Source organism: Pseudomonas sp. PS01298 (assembly GCF_029959745.1).
Lineage (GTDB): Bacteria > Pseudomonadota > Gammaproteobacteria > Pseudomonadales > Pseudomonadaceae > Aquipseudomonas > Aquipseudomonas aylmerensis.
This window is the reverse complement of record NZ_JASCPP010000028.1, coordinates 36,808-60,012: the sequence shown is the minus strand read 5'-3', so window position 1 is coordinate 60,012 and position 23,205 is coordinate 36,808. Positions and strand designations below refer to the sequence as shown.

Here is a 23,205-nt window from a genome sequence, read left to right as displayed (position 1 = left end):
CGAAAGCGGTGGGTCAGTTAAAGATGGGCTGACTGATCCACCGCTTTCGCGAGCAAGCCCGCTCCCACATTGGAATGCGCAGTGCCGAAAAGCTAGGCGGCGACGGGCACGCGGCTGGTGTGCCAGATCAGCACTTTGCTCACACGGTTGTCCTCGGTCTCGAGGATTTCCAGGCGGTAGCGCCCGATTTTCAGGCACACCGCGCAATCCGGGATGGTCTCCAGCGCTTCGGTCACCAGGCCGTTGAGGGTCTTGGGGCCATCGCTGGGCAGGTGCCAGCCCAGGCTCTTGTTCAGCTCGCGGATCGAGGCGGCGCCGTCGATGATGTAGCGGCCATCGGGCTGCGCTTCGATGTGCGGGTTGTCTGCGGCCTGATCGCTTTCGAATTCGCCGACGATTTCTTCGAGGATATCTTCCAGGGTGACGATCCCCAGCACTTCGCCGTATTCATCCACGACCATGCCCAGGCGTCGCTGCTGTTTGTGGAAGTTCAGCAGTTGCAGCTGCAGCGGCGTGCTTTCAGGGACGAAGTAGGGCTCGTGGCAGGCGGCGAGCAGGGCTTCCTTGGTCAGGCTGGCGTCGGGCAGCAGGTGCTGGATCTGCCGAGTATTGAGCACCGCTTCGACCTGGTTGATATCACTGTGGAACACCGGCAGGCGGGTGCGCTGCGAAGTGCGCAGTTGTTCGATGATGGCTTCGATCGAGTCATCCAGGTTGATGCCGTCCACTTCGCTGCGCGGCACCAGGATGTCATTGACGGTAATGTTGTCCAGGGCGTGGATGCCTGGCATGCCGGGGGTACGGCTTTCGTCGGCGTCCGGTTCCGGCTCGTCGTCGTGGTCGGGCAGCGGTTCGTCGCTTTTTTTCACCACGCCGGTCTTGCGCGCGAACGGGCGCAGCAGCAACAGGCTGATGCCATTGAGCAGCCAGGCCAGCGGATAGAGGATTTTCAACGGTATGCCCAGCAGCGTGTTGCCAAAGCCCAGCACCGCCTGCGGATGGCGGGTGGCGAGCGCGCGCGGCAGGTAGTCGGCGAGGATCAGCAACAGGGCGCAGGAGATCAGCCAGCCGAGCCACGGGCCGTTTTGCGCCCAGGCATAGATCGCCAGCAGGGTGCACAGAATCACCACCGCGGCGCGGCACAGGCTGTTGCACAGGATCAGGCTATGACGGGGGAAACTCAGGCGGGCGGCGGCCTTGTCACCCTGGCGTGTGCCGGGGCGCAGGGCCAGCAGGTGCTGTTGCGCGGCTTCGATGGCAGTAAACAGCGCCGCCCATAACACCAGCAGGGCGATTACCGCGAACATCGGCTCCAGGGGCAAGTTGTCCATGATTGCAGCCCGTCAGATATGCAGGATGTATTCGCGGACCAGCTTGCTGCCGAAATAGGCCAGCATCAGCAGGCAGAAACCGGCCAGGGTCCAGCGAATCGCTTTGTGCCCACGCCAGCCGAGGCGGTTGCGGCCCCACAGCAACACGCTGAACACCACCCAGGCCAGGCACGCCAGCAGGGTCTTGTGCACCAGGTGCTGGGCGAACAGGTTTTCGACGAACAGCCAGCCGGAAATCAGCGACAGCGACAGCAGCGTCCAGCCAGCCCAGAGAAAGCCGAACAACAGGCTTTCCATGGTCTGCAGCGGCGGGAAGTTCTTGATCAGCCCGGACGGGTGCTTGTGCTTGAGCTGGTGGTCCTGCAGCAGCAGGAGCAGGGCCTGGAACACCGCAATGGTGAACATGCCGTAGGCGAGGATCGACAGCAGGATATGCGCGAGGATGCCCGGTTCTTCATCGATCACCTGCACGGTGCCGGTGGGGGCGAATTGCGCCAGCAGCACAGTCAGCACACCCAGCGGGAATAACAGCACCAGCAGGTTTTCGACGGGAATCCGATAGCAGGCCATCAAGGTCAGCGCGATCACCGCAGCAGCGATCAGGCTGGCGGCGCTGAAAAAATCCAGGCCCAGGCCGACCGGCGTCATCAGGTGGGTGAACAGGCTCGCGGCATGGGCCAGCAGGGCAAGGACGCCCAGGCCGACCAGCAGGCGTTTGTCGGCCTTGGTGCCTTGGGCGAGGCGAGTGCCCTGATAGAGGGTCGCAGCGGCATACAAGAGGGCGGCGGCGAGGCTGGGTAGCAAACTGGGTGACAAGGGGACCATAAATCCTGATAGACAAGCCCGAAAGGCGCTGAGTTTGGCATACACCTGCGTTCCACGAAAGACTCCCGGGCCAGACAGCGGGTGTGCATGGACGCAGTCTTCGCTATAATCCGCGACCTGCCCACGCCGCAGGCTCGCCGAGCGCTGTTTTTAATAGCGATTTACCACAGCCTGGGCTGCCATTACCTCGGTCTACCAATGCATTTCGATGAATAGGGCCTGAAAGGATCGCGCATGTTTGAAAACCTGACTGACCGTCTCTCGCAGACGCTGCGCCACGTTACCGGCAAGGCCAAGCTGACCGAGGACAATATTAAAGACACCCTGCGTGAAGTGCGCATGGCGTTGCTGGAAGCCGACGTGGCCTTGCCGGTGGTGAAGGACTTCGTCAACTCGGTCAAGGAACGTGCGGTCGGCACCGAAGTGTCCCGCAGCCTGACGCCGGGCCAGGCCTTCGTGAAGATTGTCCAGGCCGAACTCGAAAGCCTGATGGGCGCGGCCAACGAAGACCTGAACCTCAGCGCCGTGCCGCCGGCCGTCGTATTGATGGCCGGTCTGCAGGGTGCGGGTAAAACCACCACCGCCGGCAAGCTGGCGCGCTTCCTTAAAGAGCGCAAGAAGAAGTCGGTGATGGTGGTATCGGCCGACGTGTACCGTCCGGCGGCCATCAAGCAGCTGGAAATGCTCGCAGGCGAAGTGGGCGTGACCTTCTTCCCGTCCGACCTGAGCCAGAAGCCGGTCGACATTGCCAATGCGGCAATTAAAGAAGCCAAGCTGAAGTTTATCGACGTGGTTATCGTCGATACCGCCGGTCGCCTGCACATCGATGAAGAGATGATGGGCGAGATCAAGGCGCTGCATGCCGCGATCAACCCGGTCGAGACGCTGTTCGTGGTCGACGCCATGACCGGCCAGGACGCGGCCAACACCGCCAAGGCCTTTGGCGACGCACTGCCGCTGACCGGCGTGATCCTGACCAAGGTCGACGGCGACGCGCGTGGCGGTGCCGCGCTGTCGGTGCGTGCCATCACCGGCAAGCCGATCAAGTTCATCGGTATGGGCGAGAAGAGCGAAGCGCTCGAGCCGTTCCACCCTGAGCGTATCGCCTCGCGCATCCTCGGCATGGGTGACGTGCTCAGCCTGATCGAACAGGCCGAAGCCACGCTCGACAAGGACAAGGCCGACAAACTGGCCAAAAAGCTGAAGAAGGGCAAGGGCTTCGACCTCGAAGACTTCCGCGACCAGCTGCAACAAATGAAGAACATGGGCGGCCTCGGCGGCCTGATGGACAAACTGCCGAACATCGGCGGCGTGAACCTGGCGCAAATGGGCAATGCCCAGGGTGCGGCAGAAAAGCAGTTCAAGCAGATGGAAGCCATCATCAACTCCATGACCCCGGCCGAGCGCCGCGACCCTGAGCTGATCAGCGGTTCGCGCAAGCGTCGGATCGCCATGGGCTCCGGCACCCAGGTGCAGGACATCGGTCGCTTGATCAAGCAGCACAAGCAGATGCAGAAGATGATGAAGAAATTCTCCGCGAAAGGCGGAATGGCCAAGATGATGCGCGGCATGGGCGGTATGTTGCCCGGCGGCGGCATGCCAAAGATGTAAAGAATTCGCGCGGGAGCCCAGCTCCTGCTCCGACCCACAGGGATGTGGGATCTCCAGCAAACCCGCCATTGGCGGATGCTGACTCGCCGTTTTAACCGACGGCTCTATAGCAGATCTGAGTGGCACGCTGATAGGCGCCAGAAAAAGACATTTGCAAAAGTCCGGATATTCCTTAGAATATGCGGCCTTTCGGGCACCTATGCCCGCTGTGCATTTAGATTTGCAGCACCGACTACAGGAACGATGTTCACATGCTAACAATCCGTCTTGCCCTTGGCGGCTCCAAAAAGCGCCCGTTTTACCACTTGACCGTAACTGACAGCCGCAACCCACGTGACGGCTCTCACAAGGAACAAGTTGGCTTCTACAACCCGATCGCTCGTGGTCAAGAAGTCCGCCTGTCCGTGAACCAAGAGCGCGTAGCCTACTGGCTGAGCGTTGGTGCACAGCCTTCTGAGCGTGTTGCCAAGTTGTTGAAGGACTCGGCTAAGGCCGCAGCCTGAGCAATATGAACGCGACGCCAGCTGTTGCTGATGATTTGATCGTTATCGGCAAGATTTATTCGGTTCATGGCGTTCGCGGCGAAGTGAAGGTGTATTCCTTTACTGATCCGACTGAAAACCTGCTTCAGTACAAAACCTGGACGCTCAAGCGCGAAGGGAGTGTGAAACAGGTCGAGCTGGTCAGTGGACGCGGGAGCGACAAGTTCCTGGTCGCAAAGCTCAAGGGTCTTGATGATCGTGAAGAAGCTCGTCTTCTGGCTGGTTATGAGATCTGCGTGCCGCGCAACCTGTTCCCTGAATTGACCGACGGCGAGTACTACTGGTACCAGCTGGAAGGTCTGAAGGTCATCGATCAACTGGGGCAATTGCTCGGGAAAATCGATCATCTTCTGGAAACCGGCGCCAATGATGTAATGGTGGTCAAGCCTTGCGCTGGCAGCCTGGATGATCGCGAACGCCTGTTGCCGTATACCGAGCAATGCGTGTTGGCCGTCGACCTGGCAGCGGGCGAGATGAAGGTGGAATGGGACGCGGACTTCTAAGCGTGGCTAATTTGCGCATTGAAGTGATCAGTTTGTTTCCCGAGATGTTTTCCGCCATCAGCGAGTACGGCATCACCAGTCGGGCGGTGAAACAGGGGCTGTTGCAGCTTACCTGTTGGAACCCGCGAGACTACACGACGGATCGACATCACACTGTGGACGATCGCCCATTTGGCGGTGGCCCGGGCATGGTGATGAAGATCAAGCCCCTGGAAGACGCGTTGGTTGAGGCCAAGGCAGCTGCCGGGGAGAAGGCGAAGGTAATTTACCTGTCCCCTCAAGGCCGCCAGCTGAAACAGGCTGCGGTACGCGAACTGGCGAATGAGGAAGCACTGATCCTGATTGCCGGTCGCTATGAAGGCATTGACGAGCGGTTTATTGAAGCTCATGTCGATGAAGAGTGGTCGATTGGGGACTATGTCCTGTCTGGCGGCGAGCTGCCGGCGATGGTCCTGATAGATGCGGTTACACGACTGCTGCCTGGAGCTTTAGGGCATGCGGACTCCGCGGAGGAAGATTCCTTCACGGATGGTTTGCTGGATTGCCCGCACTACACCCGACCGGAGGTGTATGCGGATCAGCGTGTTCCCGACGTATTGCTAAGTGGCAATCACGCACACATCCGGCGTTGGCGTTTACAGCAGTCCCTTGGTCGGACCTATGAACGACGCGCCGATCTTCTGGAAAGCCGCTCGCTTTCTGGAGAAGAGAAGAAGCTGCTCGAGGAATACATCCTCGCGCGGGACGATAGTTAACAACGTATCGATGGTAGGTCCATTGACTTACCTTAGGAGCACAGCATGACTAACAAAATCATCCTTGCACTCGAAGCAGAGCAGATGACCAAAGAGATCCCTACCTTTGCCCCGGGCGACACCATTGTCGTTCAGGTGAAAGTGAAGGAAGGCGACCGTTCGCGTCTGCAAGCGTTCGAAGGCGTGGTAATCGCCAAGCGTAACCGTGGTGTGAACAGTGCTTTCACTGTTCGTAAAATCTCCAACGGTGTTGGCGTAGAGCGTACTTTCCAGACCTACAGCCCGCAAATCGACAGCATGGCCGTCAAGCGTCGCGGTGACGTACGTAAAGCCAAGCTGTACTACCTGCGTGACCTGTCCGGTAAAGCAGCTCGCATCAAGGAAAAACTGGCTTAAGTCCAGCTTCCCGATGCAGAAAAAAGCAGCCTACGGGCTGCTTTTTTGTGCCTGAAATTTGTCCATCTGCCGGTACTTTCCATGACCACTCGCCTTGAAGAAATCCAGCGCCGCACCGACCTGTCCGTCACCCACGTGACCAAGGCCGTGTTCCCGCCGACCACCAACCACCACAACACGCTGTTCGGCGGCACCGCCCTGGCCTGGATGGATGAAGTCTCGTTCATCACCGCAACGCGCTTCTGCCGCCTGCCGCTGGTCACGGTTTCCACCGACCGCATCGACTTCAATCACGCCATCCCGGCCGGCTCCATCGTTGAGCTGATCGGCCGCGTGATCAAAGTCGGCAACACCAGCCTCAAGGTTGAAGTCGAAGTGTTCGTCGAGAGCATGAGTGCCGATGGCCGTGAGAAGGCGATCCAGGGCGTGTTCAGCTTTGTGGCGATTGACGCCGACAAGCGCCCGGTGCCGGTACTTCCAGGTTTCGTGGACTGAAACACTCCCCGTAGGAGCCGGCTTGCCAGCACTGGCGGCCTCAAGGACTGCGGTGCCGTTGCGGGCCTCATCGCCGGCAAGCCGGCTCCTGCAGAGCGCGCAGCTAGGGTAGCATCTACCTACTTTTTCAGCGTCCGAGCCCTCATGCCCGCCATTGACCACCCCCTCATCGACCGCTTCCTCGACGCCCTGTGGCTGGAAAAAGGCCTGTCCGACAACACGCGCCAGGCTTATCGCAGCGATCTCGCGCTGTTCAATGGCTGGCTGCAGGACAAAAACCTCGAACTGATCAACGCCGGCCGCGAGCTGATCCTCGATCACCTGGCCTGGCGCCTTGAGCAGAACTATAAGCCGCGCTCCACCGCGCGATTTCTTTCCGGCGTGCGTGGCTTTTATCGTTATTTGCTGCGGGAAAAACTGATTGCCGTCGACCCGACCCTGCAGATCGATATGCCACAGCTCGGCAGGCCATTGCCCAAATCCCTGTCGGAAGCGGACGTGGATGCCTTGCTCGCCGCCCCCGACTTGAGCGAAGCCATCGGCCAGCGCGACCGCGCCATGCTCGAGGTGCTGTACGCCTGCGGCCTGCGGGTGACCGAGTTGATCAGCCTGACCCTGGAGCAGGTCAACCTGCGCCAGGGCGTGCTGCGCGTGATGGGCAAGGGCAGCAAGGAGCGGCTGGTGCCGATGGGCGAAGAGGCGATCGTGTGGGTCGAGCGCTACATGCGCGATGGGCGCAGTGAACTGCTTGGCGGGCGCCCCAGCGATGTGCTGTTTCCCAGCCAGCGGGGCGAGCAGATGACCCGCCAGACCTTCTGGCACCGCATCAAGCACCAGGCCAAGGTGGCCGGGATCGGCAAGGCGCTTTCGCCGCACACCCTGCGCCATGCGTTCGCCACGCATTTGCTCAATCACGGCGCGGATTTGCGCGTGGTGCAAATGTTGCTCGGGCACAGTGACCTGTCCACCACCCAGATCTACACCCACGTGGCGCGTGCACGCTTGCAGGATATGCACGCCAAGCACCATCCGCGCGGTTGAAAACCGCCAATTTATCCTGCCACGGGCTGCCCTGCGGCCCAACTGTGGTAGGCTTTGCCGGTTAGCAAAGGGGACGGCCACAGCCCGAGTTTCCATATCGGTGTTCTGCTCCCGTCCCTGCATCTGCCTTCAGGAGTTCCCATGCGCTTGACCCAGATTATTGCCGCCGCAGCCATTGCGTTGGTTTCCACTTTTGTTGTCGCCGATGACGCTGCCGAGCAAACGATTCGCAAGAGCCTGGCCAACCTGCAGCTCGACACCCCGATCGAAAGCATCAGCGCCAGCCCGATGGCCGGCCTGTACGAGGTCAAGCTCAAGGGCAGCCGTGTGCTGTACGCCAGCGCCGACGGCCAGTACATCGTCCAGGGCTACCTGTTCCAGTTGAAGGACGGCAAGCCGGTCAATCTGACCGAGAAGGCCGAGCGCCTGGGCGTGTCCAAGCTGATCAACGGCATTCCGGTGGCTGAAACCGTGGTTTACCCGGCCATCGGCGAGACCAAGACCCACATCACCGTGTTCACCGACACCACGTGCCCTTACTGCCACAAGCTGCACGCCGAAGTGCCGGCGCTGAACAAGCTCGGTGTGGAAGTGCGCTATGTAGCGTTCCCGCGCCAGGGCCTCGGCTCGCCGGGTGACGAGCAGCTGCAAGCCGTGTGGTGCTCGGCCGACAAGAAAGCGGCCATGGACAAGATGGTCGATGGCAAGGAAATCAAGGCGGCCAAATGCGCCAACCCGGTTTCCAAGCAGTTCGCTCTTGGCCAGTCCATTGGCGTGAACGGTACACCGGCCATCGTTTTGGCAGACGGCCAGGTAATTCCGGGCTACCAGCCGGCGCCACAAGTTGCCAAACTGGCGCTGAGTGCCAAATAAACCTGCATCGTCGAACCTTTGACGAGCAAGGCCCTTCGACCAGTCGACGGGTCGTTAATTGAAAGCCGCAGTTGTGCGGCTGTTTTCCACGGCCGACCTAGCGTCGGCCGTTTCATGGGGAGTTCTTCAGTGAAACCGGTCAAAGTAGGCATCTGTGGGTTAGGGACCGTCGGTGGCGGCACCTTTAACGTACTTCAGCGTAACGCTGAGGAAATTTCCCGCCGTGCAGGTCGCGGGATTGAAGTGGCGCAAATTGCCACGCGTTCGCCAAAGCCTCAGTTCCAAACGACCGGTATTGCGATTACCAACGATGTCTTCGCCGTGGCCACCAACCCTGAAATCGATATCGTCATCGAGCTGGTAGGCGGCTACACCGTGGCCCGCGAGCTGGTGCTCAAGGCCATCGAGAACGGCAAGCATGTGGTCACCGCCAACAAGGCGCTGATCGCCGTGCACGGCAACGAGATCTTCGCCAAGGCGCGCGAGAAGGGCGTGATCGTGGCGTTCGAAGCCGCCGTGGCCGGTGGTATCCCGGTGATCAAGGCGATCCGTGAAGGCCTGTCCGCCAACCGCATCAACTGGGTGGCCGGCATCATCAATGGCACTGGCAACTTCATCCTGACCGAGATGCGCGAGAAGGGCCGTACCTTCGAAGACGTGCTGGCCGAGGCCCAGGCCCTGGGTTATGCCGAAGCCGACCCGACCTTTGACGTGGAAGGTATCGACGCGGCGCACAAGCTGACCATCCTGGCGTCCATCGCCTTTGGTATCCCGCTGCAGTTCGACAAGGCCTACACCGAAGGCATCACCCAGCTGACGACTGCCGACGTGAACTACGCCGAAGCCCTGGGCTATCGCATCAAGCACCTGGGCGTGGCGCGCAGCACTCCGGCCGGTATCGAGCTGCGTGTGCACCCGACGCTGATCCCGGCTGACCGCCTGATCGCCAACGTCAATGGCGTGATGAACGCCGTGATGGTCAACGGCGACGCCGCCGGTTCGACGCTGTTCTACGGTGCCGGTGCCGGCATGGAGCCAACCGCTTCGTCGGTGATCGCCGACCTGGTGGACGTGGTTCGCGCCATGACCAGCGACCCGGAAAACCGCGTGCCGCACCTGGCCTTCCAGCCGGATTCGCTGTCGGCCCATCCGATCCTGCCGATCGAGGCGTGCGAAAGCGCCTACTACCTGCGGATCCAGGCCAAGGATCATCCGGGTGTGTTGGCCCAGGTGGCCAGCATCCTGTCGGAGCGTGGTATCAACATCGAGTCGATCATGCAGAAGGAAGTCGAGGAACAGGATGGCCTGGTGCCGATGATCCTGCTGACCCACCGCGTGCTCGAGCAGCACATCAACGATGCCATCCGGGCTCTCGAAGCTCTTCAGGGCGTGGTTGGGCCGGTCGTTCGTATTCGCGTCGAACATCTAAATTAATTCAGCTGCAAGCGCCAAGCTGCAAGCTGCAAGTAAAAGCAGATCTGCTGTTACTTGCAGCTTGTCACTTGAAGCTTGCAGCCCAAACCGAAGGTTTGCCCCTATGCGTTACATCAGCACCCGCGGCCAGGCACCGGCCCTGAATTTCGAAGACGTCCTGCTGGCAGGCCTTGCCACCGACGGCGGCCTGTACGTGCCGGAAAACCTGCCACGCTTCACCCAGGAAGAAATCGCTTCGTGGGCCGGCCTGCCGTACCACGAGCTGGCGTTCCGGGTGATGCGCCCGTTCGTCACCGGCAGCATTCCGGATGCCGATTTCAAGAAGATCCTGGAAGAGACCTACGGGGTGTTTTCCCACAGCGCCATCGCGCCGTTGCGTCAACTGAACGGCAACGAGTGGGTGCTGGAGCTGTTCCACGGCCCGACCCTGGCGTTCAAGGACTTCGCCCTGCAGCTGCTCGGTCGCCTGCTGGACTACGTGCTGGAGAAGCGTGGCGAGCGCGTGGTGATCATCGGCGCCACCTCTGGTGATACCGGCTCGGCCGCCATCGAAGGTTGCAAGCACTGCGAAAACGTCGACATCTTCATCCTGCACCCGCACAAGCGTGTGTCGGAAGTACAGCGCCGGCAGATGACCACCATCTTCGGTGAGAACATCCACAACATCGCCATCGAAGGCAACTTCGATGACTGCCAGGAAATGGTCAAGAACAGCTTCGCCGACCAGAGCTTTCTCAAGGGCACGCGCCTGGTGGCGGTGAACTCGATCAACTGGGCGCGGATCATGGCCCAGATCGTCTACTACTTCCACGCTGCCCTGCAGCTCGGTGGCCCGGCGCGCTCGGTGTCGTTCTCGGTGCCGACCGGCAACTTCGGCGATATCTTCGCCGGCTACCTGGCCCGCAACATGGGCCTGCCGATCAACCAATTGATCGTCGCCACCAACCGCAACGACATCCTGCACCGCTTCATGAGCGGCAACCAGTACGTCAAGGAAACCCTGCACGCGACTCTGTCGCCGTCCATGGACATCATGGTTTCGTCGAACTTCGAACGCTTGCTGTTCGATATGCACGGTCGCAATGGCGCGGCCCTGGCCGAGTTGATGAACAGCTTCAAGCAAGGTGGCGGTTTCAGCGTCGAGCAAGAGCGCTGGACCGAAACCCGCAAGCTGTTCGACTCCCTGGCCGTGGATGATGAACAAACCTGCGAGACCATCGCCGAAGTCTACGCCCAGACCGGCGAGGTGCTTGACCCGCACACCGCCATCGGCGTGAAGGCCGCCCGCGAATGCCGTCGCAGCCTGGACATCCCGATGGTGATCCTCGGCACTGCGCACCCGGTCAAATTCCCCGAAGCGGTGGAGAAGGCGGGTGTCGGCAAGGCGCTGGAGCTGCCGGAGCACTTGGCTAACCTGTTCGAGCGTGAAGAGCGTTGCACCGTATTGGCCAATGACCTGAAGGCTGTGCAGGCGTTTGTCAGCCAGCATGGCAATCGCGGCAAGCCTTTGTAAGGCGAACTGCGCAGACAAAAACGCCGCTTTCCCATCCTTGGGTCAGCGGCGTTTTTTATGGCAGGCCCGACAGCGTGCTGGCTATATAAGTAATTTAATCGCCGCTCCGGTGATCGACGCGATCGTCGCAACGACTGCCATGGCGACACCCATTGGGTACCAGAAAGTCTCGCAGTTTATCTTCAGGGATTCTGATTTGAGCTTGTCTTGCTCAGCCTGCATGCGTGATATTTCGGCATAGATGCGCCGGACATCGGCATGCATTCTCTCCATTGCTGCCTGCTGTTCATTGTTTTCCATCATCGTCTTCATCCTTCGCAATAAGGGCCTTTACATGCGCTTTTACCCGCGTGGCAGAGTGACCAGCGCTCACCGAGTATAGGATTCACCCCCGACCTGCGCGCCCGGCGAACCCCAAAACAGCAGCCCATTGCGTAAGCACTTATGTGCCGCCGTTTTTTCGTTGTCATGTTGCTGGCGCATGCTGGTCCTCGTCACTCCCTGACGGCCCCATAAAGACGAAAAAGCGAACTTTCCTACGTCACAACCAGTCACTTAGGATAGATGCAGCTCCCGTTGAAACGATTGTTCCCGAACTATTGAGTGGTGATCGAGATGGAAAGTATCAGCCTATTGCTCGAAGAAGCACTGAGCCCTTATCTGGTTACGCTGACCACCTCTGGCGTGCAGGGCGAATGCCTGGTGACGGTGAAAAACCCTGCTGGCGCGATTGTGGTCGAGCGTGAAGTCGACCAGGCGCAATTGATGGATAAACGCGTGCTGGTGGATGTTGTGGATTGCCTGCTGCGCGACCTCAAGATCGCCGAAGGGCGACTGGAGCCCTCGGTTATCGCGGCCTTGCGCAATGCTGCCCAGACCCGCAGCGCTGCTGTCGCATGAAGAATTGTTTATACGCGGAAACTTCCGACTGCAGGGCCTGTCAGATTTTGTAACAGCAAGAGCAAACATTGTGCTCCGGTGTTTGTGCCTTGTTGTACTGGTCTTTGTAAGGCCACGTTTAACCCCGAAGTGTCTCCCCACTCTTCGGGGTTTCTTTTTGCCCGCGATTTGTCACGGCACGGGTGAATCCTGGAAAAACCGTGGGTTGTCGCGCAGGTACTGCTCGCGCATGAGCGGATCCAGCCACGCGGCGTAGGACTGCTGCACGCGTTCCTGAGGGATGTCGAGCAGCACCTGGTCGATCCGTTCGATGGCCTGGCGCCCCAGGGGCGTATCCGAGCACGCGATATGCGTACGTTGGTAGGGCGCTGTGCCTTTGATCGGATAGAAACTCAGGTCGTTGGACGCAATCCCCTGTTGCAGTGCGTGATAGCGGATTTCCGGCCAATAACCCAATACCGCCTCCAACCGTCCGAGGCGCTGCATTTGCAACAAGCTGCCGAGGGCGTCGTTGCCGTAGTGGAGGGCGAGTTTGTGCGCGTCGACGTGTTTGAGTTGCTCATCGATGACTGGCCCGTAGCTGCGCTCCGCCGTGGCGCCCACCCGCGTCCTGTGAGCATCGAGAAATGCTTGCAGGTCGAACTGGCCGTCTACGATAAACGACGCCATGGCGTCCTGCTGGCTGCGCCGGATCGTCACGCCGTTGCTGGGCACTGCAAACGCCTGGCGAGAAAACACCACGTACTTGGCCCGCTCCGGCGTCCACAGCAACGAGGGGTCACAGGTGAACGAGGGTTCGCGCAACATTTGCGTGCCGCGCGCGCGGTTGACGTGCAGCACCTGGTGACGATACTCCGGCAGACGCACGGCCAGGATTGGCAGCAACTGGTCCAATGCGCCCTGGCCTTTGCTCGGTCCTTCGAAAATGGTCAGCGGCGGCAAATCGCGCAGCAGCCAGATCAGCGTGTCTTCGGCCCGCGCTGACGAGAGCCAGCCGCCGGCCATCAGGGTGGCGACGCCCAGTTTCAAGAGCCAGCGTTTGCACCGGGACGCCATTAGATTGCGCCTTCCTCACGCAAGCGGACGATGGCAGCGGCGTCGTATCCCAACTCACCCAGCACTACGCCGTTGTGTTCGCCCAACTGTGGCCCTACCCATTCGCAACTACCCGGCGTGTCCGACAGCTTGGGCACGATCCCGGGCATCTTGAAGTCCTTGCCGCCCGGGAGCTGGGCCTTGAGGAACATCTCCCGGGCCAGGAATTGCGGGTCGCCGAGCATGTCTTCGGCACTGTAGATACGGCTGGCGGGTACCTCGGCCTGATTCAACTGCTCCACCACCTGCTCCAGGGGCAGCGCGTTGACCCAGCGGTCGATCACGCCATACAGCTCGTCGCGGCGGCTGTCCCGCCCGTCGTTGCTGGCAAGTGCAGGATCGTTGGCCAGGTCTTCGCGACCGATGGCCGACATGAAGCGCTTGAAGATCGCATCGCCGTTGGCGCCAATCTGCACGTGCTTGCCGTCCGCGCTGGTGTGGATCGACGATGGGGTGATGCCGGGCATGATGTTGCCGGTACGTTCGCGAATAAAGCCGAACACATCGAACTCGGGGATCATGCTTTCCATCATCGCGAAGATGGCTTCGTACAGCGCCACGTCGACCACCTGGCCCAGGCCGCCGTTGACTTCGCGATGACGCAGCGCCATCAGCGCTCCGATCACGGCCCACAGCGCAGCGATGGAGTCGCCGATGGAGATCCCGGTGCGCACCGGTGGGCGGTCCTCGAAACCGGTGATGTAGCGCAGCCCGCCCATGGATTCGCCCACCGCGCCGAAACCCGGCTGGTCCTTCATCGGTCCGGTCTGGCCAAAGCCCGAGAGACGCACCATGACCAGCTTGGGGTTGAGCGCATGCAGGGTTTCCCAGCCCAGGCCGAGTTTTTCCAGCACGCCGGGGCGAAAATTCTCGATCAGGATGTCGGCATCGGCCAGCAGCTGCTTAAGGATCGCCAGGCCGTCCGGGTGCTTGAGGTTCAGCGTCAGCGACTTCTTGTTGCGCGCCTGCACAAACCACCACAGCGACGTGCCTTCATACAGCTTGCGCCACTTGCGCAGCGGGTCGCCGCCATCCGGCGATTCCACCTTGATCACCTCGGCACCGAATTCGGCGCAGATGCGTGAGGCGAACGGGCCGGCGATCAGGGTGCCGAGTTCGATGACTTTCAGGCCGGCAAGCGGTTTGGCATTAAACGACATGAGGATCCTTTTCTGCGCGGGGCGGTGGTGTGAAGCCTTTTAACATAGGCGAGCGGCCCAGGGATAAGGATGATGCTGCGCAGGATTCGTTGAATGGCCTCGCCATCGGTTAGACTGGCTGCCTTTTCCTGTCTCTAGAAGTCCGTTCATGGCCCAGCCGTCCACGACCTACAAATTCGAACTCAACCTCACCGACCTCGACCGCTCGGTGTACGAGAGCGTCAAGCAGACCATCGCCCGCCACCCTTCGGAAACCGAAGAGCGCATGACCGTGCGTCTGCTGGCCTACGCCCTCTGGTACAACGAGCAGTTGTCGTTCGGGCGTGGCCTGTCAGATGTAGACGAGCCAGCCCTGTGGGAAAAAAGCCTGGATGACCGGGTCCTGCACTGGATCGAAGTCGGCCAGCCGGATGCCGACCGCCTGACCTGGTGCTCGCGTCGCACCGAGCGCACCAGCCTGCTGGCCTACGGCAGCTTGCGTGTGTGGGAAGGCAAAGTGGTGCCCGTGGCCAACAACCTCAAGAACGTGCACATCGCTGCGGTGCCGCAGGACGTCCTCGAGACCCTGGCCAAGGACATGCCGCGCGTGATCAAGTGGGACGTGATGATCAGCGAAGGCACGATCTTCGTGACCGATGATCGCGGCCAGCATGAAGTGCAGCTGCAGTGGCTGGTCGGCGAGCGCGGCTGAACCTGTGGGCGCTGGGTTGTGTGGGAGCGGGCTTGCTCGCGAATGCATCACCTCGGTATAGCTGAAAGACCGAGGTGCCTGCATCGCAGGCAAGCCAGCTCCCACATATGCCCGCTCCCACATATGCCCGCTCCCACAGAAGCCGGCTCCTACAGTTGATCCATGTTGCTTTCAGCATTGTTGTTTAACCGTTGTACTAGAAGAGAAGCTTCCGTCACCCCATGCGTATCGATCCTCGCCCGTTGCCTGCTGTCCTGCCGTTTCTCGGTGAATTGCCACCGCTGTTGACGCGTCTCTACGCCGCGCGCGGGGTGCAGTCCGAGGCTGAACTGGACAAAAGCCTGGCGCGGTTGATTCCCTACCAGCAACTCAAGGGCATCGACGCGGCAGTGGACCTGCTGGTGACCGCATTGGAGCAGCGCCAGCGCATCCTGATCGTGGGCGACTTCGACGCCGATGGCGCCACCGCCAGCACCGTGGGCACCCTTGGCTTGCGTCTGCTCGGGGCGGCGCATGTCGACTACCTGGTGCCCAACCGGTTTGAATATGGCTATGGCCTGACCCCGGAAATCGTCGCGGTGGCCCTGCAGCGGGAGCCGCAGTTGCTGATCACCGTGGACAACGGCATCTCCAGCGTCGAAGGCGTGGCGGCGGCGAAGGCGGCGGGGTTGCAGGTACTGGTCACCGACCACCACTTGCCGGGGGATGAATTGCCGGCGGCGGACGCCATCGTCAACCCGAACCAGCCGGGCTGTGAGTTCCCGAGCAAGGCATTGGCCGGCGTGGGCGTGATCTTCTATGTGCTGATGGCCCTGCGCGCGCGTTTGCGCAGCCTGGGCTGGTACGACAACAAGCCCCAGCCGAACATCGGCGAACTGCTCGACCTGGTGGCCCTGGGCAGCGTGGCCGACGTAGTGCCCCTGGATGCCAATAACCGCATCCTCGTGCATCAGGGCCTGGAGCGTATTCGCGCCGGTCGCGCGCGGCCGGGGATCAAGGCGATCCTCGAAGTGGCCAAGCGCGATGCCGCGCGGATTACCTCCACCGACCTCGGCTTTATCCTCGGGCCACGCCTGAACGCCGCCGGACGCCTGGATGACATGAGCCTGGGCATCGAATGCCTGCTCACCACTGATTTCGCGGCGGCGCGGGAAATGGCTGCGCAATTGGACGGCATGAACCAGGACCGCAAATCCATCGAACAAGGCATGCAGCGCGAGGCCCTGGCCCAGCTCAAGGACCTGCCGGTGGAGTCGATGCCCTATGGGTTGTGCCTGTTCGACCCGGAGTGGCACCAGGGCGTGATCGGGATTCTGGCGTCGCGCATGAAGGAACGTTACTTCCGCCCGACCATCGCCTTCGCCGACGCCGGTGATGGCCTGCTCAAGGGCTCTGGGCGCTCGGTGCCGGGTTTCCACATCCGTGATGCCCTGGCGGTGGTCGCAAGCCAGCATCCCAACCTGATCGCCAAATACGGCGGTCACGCCATGGCGGCGGGTCTGACATTGCCCGAGGCGAATTTCCCACTGTTTGCCGAAGCCTTTGATGCTGAAGTGCGTCGGCAACTGCGCGAAGAAGACCTTACCGGGCGCCTGCTGTCCGACGGCACCCTGGCGGTTGAAGAGTTTCACCTCGAACTGGCGCGCGCCTTGCGGCATGCCGGGCCGTGGGGGCAGCACTTTCCCGAGCCGTTGTTTCATGGGGTGTTTCAGCTGGTAGAACAGCGCGTAGTGGGGGAGCGGCACCTGAAGGTGGTGCTCAAGAGCGAATGCGGCTCGGTGAAGCTCGATGGCATTGCGTTTGGGGTGGACCGTGAGGTCTGGCCCAACCCGACAGTGCGTTGGGTGGAATTGGCCTACAAGCTGGACGTGAACGAGTTCCGTGGGCAGGAAACCGTGCAGTTGATGATCGCGCATATCGAGCCGCGCTAGCGGTCGCCCACACTGCAAAGCAAATATGGGAGCTGGCGTGCCTGCGATAGCATCACCCTGATGTGTCCGTCACATCGCGGCGCCCCTATCGCAGGCAAGCCAGCTCCCACATAACCCCGCCGACATTGGGGCCTGAGTACAGCCTGAAGCTACTCGGTTTTTTCCTTGGCCTGGTGCTTCACAATGATGTCCACCAAGCGCTGAGCCAGCGCCGGGTAGTTCTCATCGAAGTGATGCCCACCCGGCAGTTTCACTGCCTCGCCCACCGCAGTCTTGTCGGTGCAGCCGCTCTCGTCGACTTCTTCGGCGCCGTAGATGCACACCACTTTATCCGCCGGCAGCTTGGCCATTTCCGGGCCGGTCGCGGCTTCTTTGCCGGCATTGCCCAGCCAGCCTTCCACTTCGATTTCAAAGCTGCCCGTACGGGCGAACGCCAGCAGGATGATTGCGTCCACACGCTGCTGCTCGTTTTCCGGCAGGCGGTTGTAGATCGCCGGCAGCACGTCGGCGCCGAACGAGTAACCGGTCAGCACGAAGCGCTTGGTGCCCCACTTCTGACGGTAGTGCTGCATCAGCTCGGTGAGGTCCTTGGCGCTTTGTTCCGGGGTCTTGTGCTGCCAGTAGTAGCGCAGGGTGTCGATGCCCACCACCGGGTAGCCGATCTTGGCCATTTCGCCGGCCACATCGCGGTCCAGGTCACGCCAGCCGCCGTCACCGGAGAGGAACAGCGTCACCGTGTCCTTGGCCTGGCCCGCGGGTACTTCCACCACGGGAATCGCCAGGCCGCCGTTGTCCGAACCCACCAACTGCTTGCGCAACTCGTTGTTCAGCACTTGCGGGTAATGGATGTCGTAGTCGCTGATGCTGGTAGTGGCGCGCGGTGTGTCGCGTACGAAACTGGCCGCATCGTCGTCAGGGTTGTCGTTCCAGGCCACCAGCCAACTGCCGTGTGCGGACGTTTTCGGCAGCGGGTCCTTGCAGCCTTCCTGGGTCATGGCGAAGCCGACGGAGATGGCGTTGGCCTTGTCGTCGTTCTGTGCCGCCAGCCAGCGCCAGGCCAGGCTGGCACCCGGGCCGATACCGCTGACCAGGGTCGCCGGGCCCTTGAGCTGGGCCAGGGCGCCTTGCAGCGCTTGTTCCTGCAGCGTGCAGTCATCCTTGGGCAGGATTACCTGGACGATCTGCGCCTTGCCGCCCTGGCTCAGGGCGATCAGTTGGCTGTCGGTCAGGGTTGAATCGGCCAGCACCGCCACGGCCACACGGGCCTTTGCCGTGCCGGCGGGGGTTACGCGGGTCATGACCGAACCGTCGGCCTGGGGCAGTTGCTCCAGGGTCGGCTGTGGGGCAGGGCGGTTCCAGTACCAATAGCCACCACCCAGGATCAGGGCGAGCAGCACAACAAAGGCCAATACATACCGCCAGGAGCGTCGAATCATCAGCGTTTCACCAATCCAGTCAAGCCGCCCGCGATCAGGGCGGCGGTATCGGCCAGTGCCACCAGCGGATCGAGTCCTGCGGGCACGGCCATATAACGGGGTTCCCAGTCAGGCTGGAACTTGTCTTTGAAGCGGCGCAAGCCTTGGAAGTTATACAGTTGCTCGCCGCGGCGGAACACCATCGAGCCCAATCGTTGGGTCAGCGGGGCGCCCCGGCGCGGTTGCAGGCCCGACAACGGCACCATGCCGAGGCTGAAGCGGGCGTAGCCGTGACTCTTATAATGTTGAATCAGGCCGACCATCATGAACTCCATGGTCAGCTTGGGCGCGTCCGGGTGGGCGCGCATCAGGTCGAGACTGGCCAGGTCGTGGTTGTAGGTCTCGAGCAGGTTGGCGAAGGCTACCGGGCGCCCTTCGAAGCGAATGATCGCGATGCGAAAGTGCTTGAGATAGTCGTCGCTGAAGCGTCCCAGGGAAAAGCCTTTTTCCCGCACGTTCTTGCCGGTCAGCCAGGCATCGGAGATGACCTTGAGTTCATCCATGGGGGCCGTGCCGGGTTCATGGATCTCCAGGGACAGGCCGTCACGGCTGCCACGGTTCCAGGTGTAGCGCAGGTCCTTCATCTCTTTGCCCTTGGCTTCCAGGTCAAAGCGCTTGAGGTCGACACGCGCCTCTTCACCCAGCTTGATCGCGGTCAGGCCGATGTCCATGTAGTACGGCAGGTTCTCGGCGCGGACCTGGTAGAACACCGGGCGCGCGTGGTGGATGTCGCACAGGTCGCGGAACTGCCAGATCATTTCGGCGCGCGGCTGGGTCGGGCCGATCGGGTCGTACAGGGCTACCAGGCTACGCCCGCGACGGGCATACATCAGGAAAGCCTCGTCGTTGGGGTGAAACAGCAGCGCCTTGTCACCGGTCAGTGCCAGGCCGCCGTCGGGTTGCGAGGAGGCCATCAGGATCTTGGTGGCACGCTCCAGCTCGTCAGGAGTCGGCAGGTGGATCACCGGGCGCGCGGTGCGCAGCAGCCAGGTCAGCGATACGATCACCAGCAGGACTGCGGCGCCGAGCAGCGAACGCAGGCCGCGCGGGGCGTTGGCATCCAGAGTGAACTGCCACCACAGTTGATGGCTGTAAGGCACATCCTGATAGGCAAACAGCAGCAGCCAGATCGAGGCCCCCAGCACGCAGACGCTGGCCACCAGGTACAGCGGCGAGAACGGCAGTTCGGTCAGGCGGCTGGCGCGGTAGAACGAGCGCCGGAAGATCGCCAGCAGCACCGCCGTCATGATCATCAAGCTGGCTTCTTCCCAGTCGAAGCCTTTGAGCAGCGAGAGCAGGGCGCCCGTCAGCAGCAGCACCATGGTCAGCATCCAGGCGGCCGACAAGCGACGACGCAAGCCTTGGGCGAGCAGCAGGCACAGCACGCCGATCAGGCTGGCACCAAAGTGCGAGGCATCAATCAGGCGATGAGGAATCAGGAAGCCGATGTTTTCCAGGCGTGAGTCGATTTCCGGCGTGGCGCCGGAAAACAGCAGGACCACGCCGGACAAAAAAACCAGTACGGCCAGTACCGGTGCCGCCAGGCCGGAGGCCACCCGCAGGCTTTGTTGCGTCTGGAACAGGCGCTGCGCTTCATTGACCAGCAGGAACACGCAGGCGATCAGCAGCGGCAGCACCACATAGATCATGCGATACAGCAGCAGTGCGGCAGCCAATGGCGCGGCGCCCAGCTTGTCGGCAAAGGCCGCGAGCAGGATTGCTTCGAACACTCCCACGCCACCCGGTACATGGCTGAGCACGCCGGCAGCCAGGGCCAGCAGGTACACCAGCAGGAAGGGCCCGAAGGGCGGCGCTTCCGGCAGCAGCATATAAAGGACGGTGGCAGCAGCGGCCACATCCAGTGCGGTAATGATCAGTTGCAGGAAGGTCAGGCGCCGGCCAGGCAGGCGCAGGGTGCGACGGCCGGCTTTCACCAGCAGGTTGTCGGGGTAGGGCTGTTCCGGCAGGCGGCGGCGATAAATGCCGATGCACAGCACGGCCGACAGCAGCAGCACGGCGCCGGCAATGCCGCCGAGCAGGGTTTGCGGCAGGTGCAGATAGGTCGACGCGGCCGGCAGGTTACTCAAGGTGGCCAATGCCGCCAACGGTGGCAGGGCGCAGCCCAGCGCCAGGCTGGCGAACACGGTCATGTGGGCGACTTCCGACGCGCCGATGCCATGACGTGCATATAAACGGTAGCGCACCGAACCGCCCGAGAGCATCGACAGGCCGATGGCGTTGCCGATGGCAAACGCAGTGAAGCCGCCCAGGGCCAGGGTCTTGGCGGGCAGTTTCACCCCGGCGTAGCGCGCGCCGGAAAACTCATAGCCCAACAGAATGATGAAACCCACGACGGCCGCTGCAAATGCGCCGAGCAATGCGGGCCTGGGCACTTCCAGGATCGAATCGTGGAGGGCATAGAGGTCCAGCTCCAGCAGCAAGTGTCGGCAGGCGATCAAGGCAATTGCGAACAGCAACAGGGTGACAGCCAACCCGATGGGTTGCCGGTATTTGCTCAACAGATCCAGCCAGCGCAAACGGGTGGGAGCGATCGGTTGTTCTGCTGTGACGGTGTCTTGTGGTTCAGACGAGTTGGCGCGCATCAATCACCTCGTGGATTGTGCGCGACAGGATGGAGGTATCCAGCCAAGTTACCAATCCCTATGGACAAAATAATTACAAATATTAACGCGTATCACCGGGTGGGGCGACTGCGGCCATTGGTCGTAGAGGGTAGTACCTGCGTCTTAGCATAGCTTGCAATGAGATGGACTCTACAAACCGTGTACGGTTTCATGAAAGATGCCATGCCATTGTTTCAGAAGAACTTTTTCACCGGATACAAAAAAGGCCACTCTTTCGAGTAGCCTTTTTTGATGTTTGGTTGCGGGAGCCGGATTTGAACCGACGACCTTCGGGTTATGAGCCCGACGAGCTACCAGACTGCTCCATCCCGCGTCTGTGGGCGGCATTCTACAGCCCAACGGCGAGGTGTCAACCGTTAATGGGCCGACGGGTCAAATAAGTGTGAATCAGCCGCTCAAGCCACCTAAGTTCGCGATAGAAAACGAATTTTATGGCGAGCAGGCTTGACCTGCGTCGGACTGCCAAGCCGTTCGTGGTGAAGCGCATGCGATCGCAGGCATGAAAAACTGACGCGCACAAAAAAGGCCACTCTTTCGAGTAGCCTTTCTTGATGTTTGGTTGCGGGAGCCGGATTTGAACCGACGACCTTCGGGTTATGAGCCCGACGAGCTACCAGACTGCTCCATCCCGCGTCTGTGTGTCGGCATTCTACAGAGGAACGCCAGTGTGTCAACCTGTGAATCGAAGAAAAGCGCTTGTGGTTCAATCGGTTAGCTCTCCATTCAAGCCGGCAGGGCCGCTCCGGGCCAGTCTGGCCGAGGGTTTCAGCTCTATCGGCAGGCGAAATTCGATTGAGAAAATAAATTCATCTGGGAAATTTCCTACCGCTTAAGCGGAAGATTCAAACTACTGGTGCTATATACAGGGGTGAGTGCGATACTGGCCATCCGTTGAATCAACCCTCTGTTTATATGACGCAACGCAAAATCATCCACGTCGACTGTGATTGCTTCTACGCCGCCATCGAGATGCGCGATGACCCGAGCCTGGCGCAAAAGCCCCTGGCCGTCGGCGGCTCGGCAGACCGGCGTGGGGTGATCGCTACCTGCAACTACGAGGCGCGGGCCTACGGCGTGCGCTCGGCCATGTCGTCCCGCCATGCCTTGAAGCTCTGCCCGGACCTGACCATCGTCAAGCCGCGCATGGAGGCCTATAAAGAAGCCTCGAAGGAAATCCAGACGATCTTTCGTGACTACACCGACCTGATCGAGCCGTTGTCGCTGGACGAGGCCTACCTGGATGTTTCCGAATGCCCCCACTTTGGCGGCAGCGCCACGCGTATCGCCCAGGATATTCGTCGGCGGGTGTCCAACCAATTGCACATCACCGTGTCTGCCGGCGTGGCACCGAACAAGTTCCTGGCGAAGATTGCCAGCGATTGGAAAAAGCCCAACGGCCTGTTTGTGATTACCCCGGACCAGGTCGAAGATTTTGTCTCGCAATTGCCGGTGAGCAAGCTGCATGGCGTGGGCAAGGTCACCGCCGACAAGCTGGCGCGCCTGGGTATCGAAGACTGTCTGCAGTTGCGTGACTGGAACAAGCTGGCGTTGGTACGCGAATTCGGCAGTTTTGGCGAGCGACTGTGGAGCCTGGCCCGTGGGATTGATGATCGCGCGGTGCAGAATGACAGCCGACGGCAATCGATCAGTGTCGAAAACACCTACGATGTGGATCTACCGGACCTTTCAAGCTGCCTGGCCAAATTGCCCGAACTGATGGAAACCCTGACCGGGCGTATGGCGCGCATCGACAGCAGCTACCGGGCGGGCAAGCCATTTGTGAAGGTGAAGTTTCATGACTTTACCCAGACGACCCTGGAGCAGGCCGGGGCAGGGCGGGACCTGGAAAGTTATCAACAGCTGTTGACCCAGGCGTTCAATCGCGGTGCAAAGCCGGTGCGGTTGCTGGGGATTGGCGTGCGGTTGCTGGACCTGAGCGGCGGCAACGAACAGCTCGAACTGTTTACCCGTTAATCCTGCAGGAGACCG

Annotated in this window: 21 protein-coding genes and 2 tRNA genes; 14 read left to right on the top strand and 9 right to left on the bottom strand. The window is 61.0% G+C overall.

Going from position 1 to position 23,205, the window contains the following annotated elements; genetic code table 11:
- Positions 1–92: 92 nt before the first annotated feature.
- Both QMX97_RS12765 and ccsA read right to left on the bottom strand, forming a co-directional pair.
- A complete protein-coding gene (locus QMX97_RS12765) occupies positions 93–1,331 on the bottom strand; it encodes a transporter associated domain-containing protein (RefSeq protein ID WP_106802704.1) in 1,239 nt (412 codons plus the stop codon).
- 12 nt (positions 1,332–1,343) lie between these two features.
- Positions 1,344–2,147, bottom strand: a complete 804-nt coding sequence (ccsA, locus tag QMX97_RS12760) for a cytochrome c biogenesis protein CcsA (RefSeq protein WP_177343965.1) — start codon at positions 2,145–2,147, stop codon at positions 1,344–1,346.
- 243 nt (positions 2,148–2,390) lie between these two features.
- Between ccsA and ffh the strand changes: the two genes are divergently transcribed.
- The 10 genes from ffh (at position 2,391) to thrC (ending at position 11,319) form a co-directional block, all read left to right on the top strand.
- Positions 2,391–3,767 (top strand): signal recognition particle protein, encoded by a 1,377-nt coding sequence (gene ffh, locus QMX97_RS12755; RefSeq protein ID WP_003193965.1) that lies wholly within the window; start codon positions 2,391–2,393, stop codon positions 3,765–3,767.
- A gap of 251 nt (positions 3,768–4,018) precedes the next feature.
- The gene (rpsP, locus tag QMX97_RS12750; protein WP_016971935.1) at positions 4,019–4,270 is read left to right on the top strand and encodes a 30S ribosomal protein S16; all 252 of its coding nucleotides are present in this window, start codon (positions 4,019–4,021) and stop codon (positions 4,268–4,270) included.
- Between the two features lie 5 nt (positions 4,271–4,275).
- Positions 4,276–4,812 carry a ribosome maturation factor RimM gene (gene rimM / locus QMX97_RS12745; RefSeq protein WP_003175898.1) on the top strand — a complete coding sequence of 179 codons (537 nt, stop codon included), beginning with the start codon at positions 4,276–4,278 and terminating at the stop codon, positions 4,810–4,812.
- Positions 4,794–5,567 carry a tRNA (guanosine(37)-N1)-methyltransferase TrmD gene (trmD, locus tag QMX97_RS12740; protein ID WP_177343966.1) on the top strand — a complete coding sequence of 258 codons (774 nt, stop codon included), beginning with the start codon at positions 4,794–4,796 and terminating at the stop codon, positions 5,565–5,567. Before rimM ends, trmD begins: the two co-directional genes overlap by 19 nt.
- A gap of 45 nt (positions 5,568–5,612) precedes the next feature.
- The gene (gene rplS, locus QMX97_RS12735; protein WP_003175895.1) at positions 5,613–5,963 is read left to right on the top strand and encodes a 50S ribosomal protein L19; all 351 of its coding nucleotides are present in this window, start codon (positions 5,613–5,615) and stop codon (positions 5,961–5,963) included.
- A gap of 81 nt (positions 5,964–6,044) precedes the next feature.
- On the top strand, positions 6,045–6,458 hold the full coding sequence (locus QMX97_RS12730) for an acyl-CoA thioesterase (RefSeq protein WP_003193963.1): 414 nt from the start codon (positions 6,045–6,047) through the stop codon (positions 6,456–6,458).
- 144 nt (positions 6,459–6,602) lie between these two features.
- The gene (gene xerD / locus QMX97_RS12725; RefSeq protein ID WP_065908700.1) at positions 6,603–7,499 is read left to right on the top strand and encodes a site-specific tyrosine recombinase XerD; all 897 of its coding nucleotides are present in this window, start codon (positions 6,603–6,605) and stop codon (positions 7,497–7,499) included.
- Positions 7,500–7,640: 141 nt separating this feature from the next.
- A complete protein-coding gene (locus tag QMX97_RS12720; RefSeq protein ID WP_064053737.1) occupies positions 7,641–8,372 on the top strand; it encodes a thioredoxin fold domain-containing protein in 732 nt (243 codons plus the stop codon).
- A 129-nt stretch (positions 8,373–8,501) separates the two neighbouring features.
- Positions 8,502–9,806 carry a homoserine dehydrogenase gene (locus QMX97_RS12715; protein WP_106802705.1) on the top strand — a complete coding sequence of 435 codons (1,305 nt, stop codon included), beginning with the start codon at positions 8,502–8,504 and terminating at the stop codon, positions 9,804–9,806.
- 103 nt (positions 9,807–9,909) lie between these two features.
- Entirely contained in the window at positions 9,910–11,319 is a 1,410-nt protein-coding gene (thrC, locus tag QMX97_RS12710) for a threonine synthase (RefSeq protein WP_213553350.1), read from the top strand.
- Between the two features lie 81 nt (positions 11,320–11,400).
- On the opposite strand, the gene QMX97_RS12705 is transcribed toward thrC, so the two are convergent.
- Positions 11,401–11,622 carry a hypothetical protein gene (locus QMX97_RS12705; protein ID WP_106802707.1) on the bottom strand — a complete coding sequence of 74 codons (222 nt, stop codon included), beginning with the start codon at positions 11,620–11,622 and terminating at the stop codon, positions 11,401–11,403.
- A gap of 312 nt (positions 11,623–11,934) precedes the next feature.
- Between QMX97_RS12705 and QMX97_RS12700 the strand changes: the two genes are divergently transcribed.
- Positions 11,935–12,219 carry a DUF3509 domain-containing protein gene (locus QMX97_RS12700; RefSeq protein WP_065908708.1) on the top strand — a complete coding sequence of 95 codons (285 nt, stop codon included), beginning with the start codon at positions 11,935–11,937 and terminating at the stop codon, positions 12,217–12,219.
- A gap of 171 nt (positions 12,220–12,390) precedes the next feature.
- On the opposite strand, the gene QMX97_RS12695 is transcribed toward QMX97_RS12700, so the two are convergent.
- Both QMX97_RS12695 and QMX97_RS12690 read right to left on the bottom strand, forming a co-directional pair.
- Positions 12,391–13,275, bottom strand: a complete 885-nt coding sequence (locus QMX97_RS12695) for a TIGR02285 family protein (protein ID WP_282397034.1) — start codon at positions 13,273–13,275, stop codon at positions 12,391–12,393.
- The gene (locus QMX97_RS12690) at positions 13,275–14,474 is read right to left on the bottom strand and encodes a CaiB/BaiF CoA-transferase family protein (protein ID WP_065908710.1); all 1,200 of its coding nucleotides are present in this window, start codon (positions 14,472–14,474) and stop codon (positions 13,275–13,277) included. The genes QMX97_RS12695 and QMX97_RS12690 overlap by 1 nt, the downstream gene beginning before the upstream one ends.
- 148 nt (positions 14,475–14,622) lie before the next feature.
- Between QMX97_RS12690 and QMX97_RS12685 the strand changes: the two genes are divergently transcribed.
- Together QMX97_RS12685 and recJ are read left to right on the top strand one after the other, a co-directional pair.
- Positions 14,623–15,165 carry a YaeQ family protein gene (locus tag QMX97_RS12685; RefSeq protein ID WP_065908711.1) on the top strand — a complete coding sequence of 181 codons (543 nt, stop codon included), beginning with the start codon at positions 14,623–14,625 and terminating at the stop codon, positions 15,163–15,165.
- 221 nt (positions 15,166–15,386) lie between these two features.
- Complete coding sequence (gene recJ / locus QMX97_RS12680; RefSeq protein ID WP_065908717.1) at positions 15,387–17,096, top strand: single-stranded-DNA-specific exonuclease RecJ; 1,710 nt, start codon at positions 15,387–15,389, stop codon at positions 17,094–17,096.
- A gap of 149 nt (positions 17,097–17,245) precedes the next feature.
- On the opposite strand, the gene QMX97_RS12675 is transcribed toward recJ, so the two are convergent.
- The 4 genes from QMX97_RS12675 to QMX97_RS12660 form a co-directional block, all read right to left on the bottom strand.
- Positions 17,246–18,532 carry an AcvB/VirJ family lysyl-phosphatidylglycerol hydrolase gene (locus tag QMX97_RS12675; protein WP_120449768.1) on the bottom strand — a complete coding sequence of 429 codons (1,287 nt, stop codon included), beginning with the start codon at positions 18,530–18,532 and terminating at the stop codon, positions 17,246–17,248.
- Positions 18,532–21,174, bottom strand: coding sequence for a bifunctional lysylphosphatidylglycerol flippase/synthetase MprF (mprF, locus tag QMX97_RS12670; RefSeq protein WP_065908721.1), 2,643 nt, complete (start codon positions 21,172–21,174; stop codon positions 18,532–18,534). The genes QMX97_RS12675 and mprF overlap by 1 nt, the downstream gene beginning before the upstream one ends.
- A 278-nt stretch (positions 21,175–21,452) precedes the next feature.
- Positions 21,453–21,529: transfer RNA gene (locus tag QMX97_RS12665), tRNA-Met, on the bottom strand.
- 243 nt (positions 21,530–21,772) lie between these two features.
- Positions 21,773–21,849 (bottom strand) — tRNA-Met (locus tag QMX97_RS12660).
- Positions 21,850–22,128: 279 nt separating this feature from the next.
- Here QMX97_RS12660 and dinB point away from each other — a divergent pair.
- Positions 22,129–23,190, top strand: a complete 1,062-nt coding sequence (dinB, locus tag QMX97_RS12655) for a DNA polymerase IV (RefSeq protein ID WP_065908723.1) — start codon at positions 22,129–22,131, stop codon at positions 23,188–23,190.
- Positions 23,191–23,205: the final 15 nt, after the last annotated feature.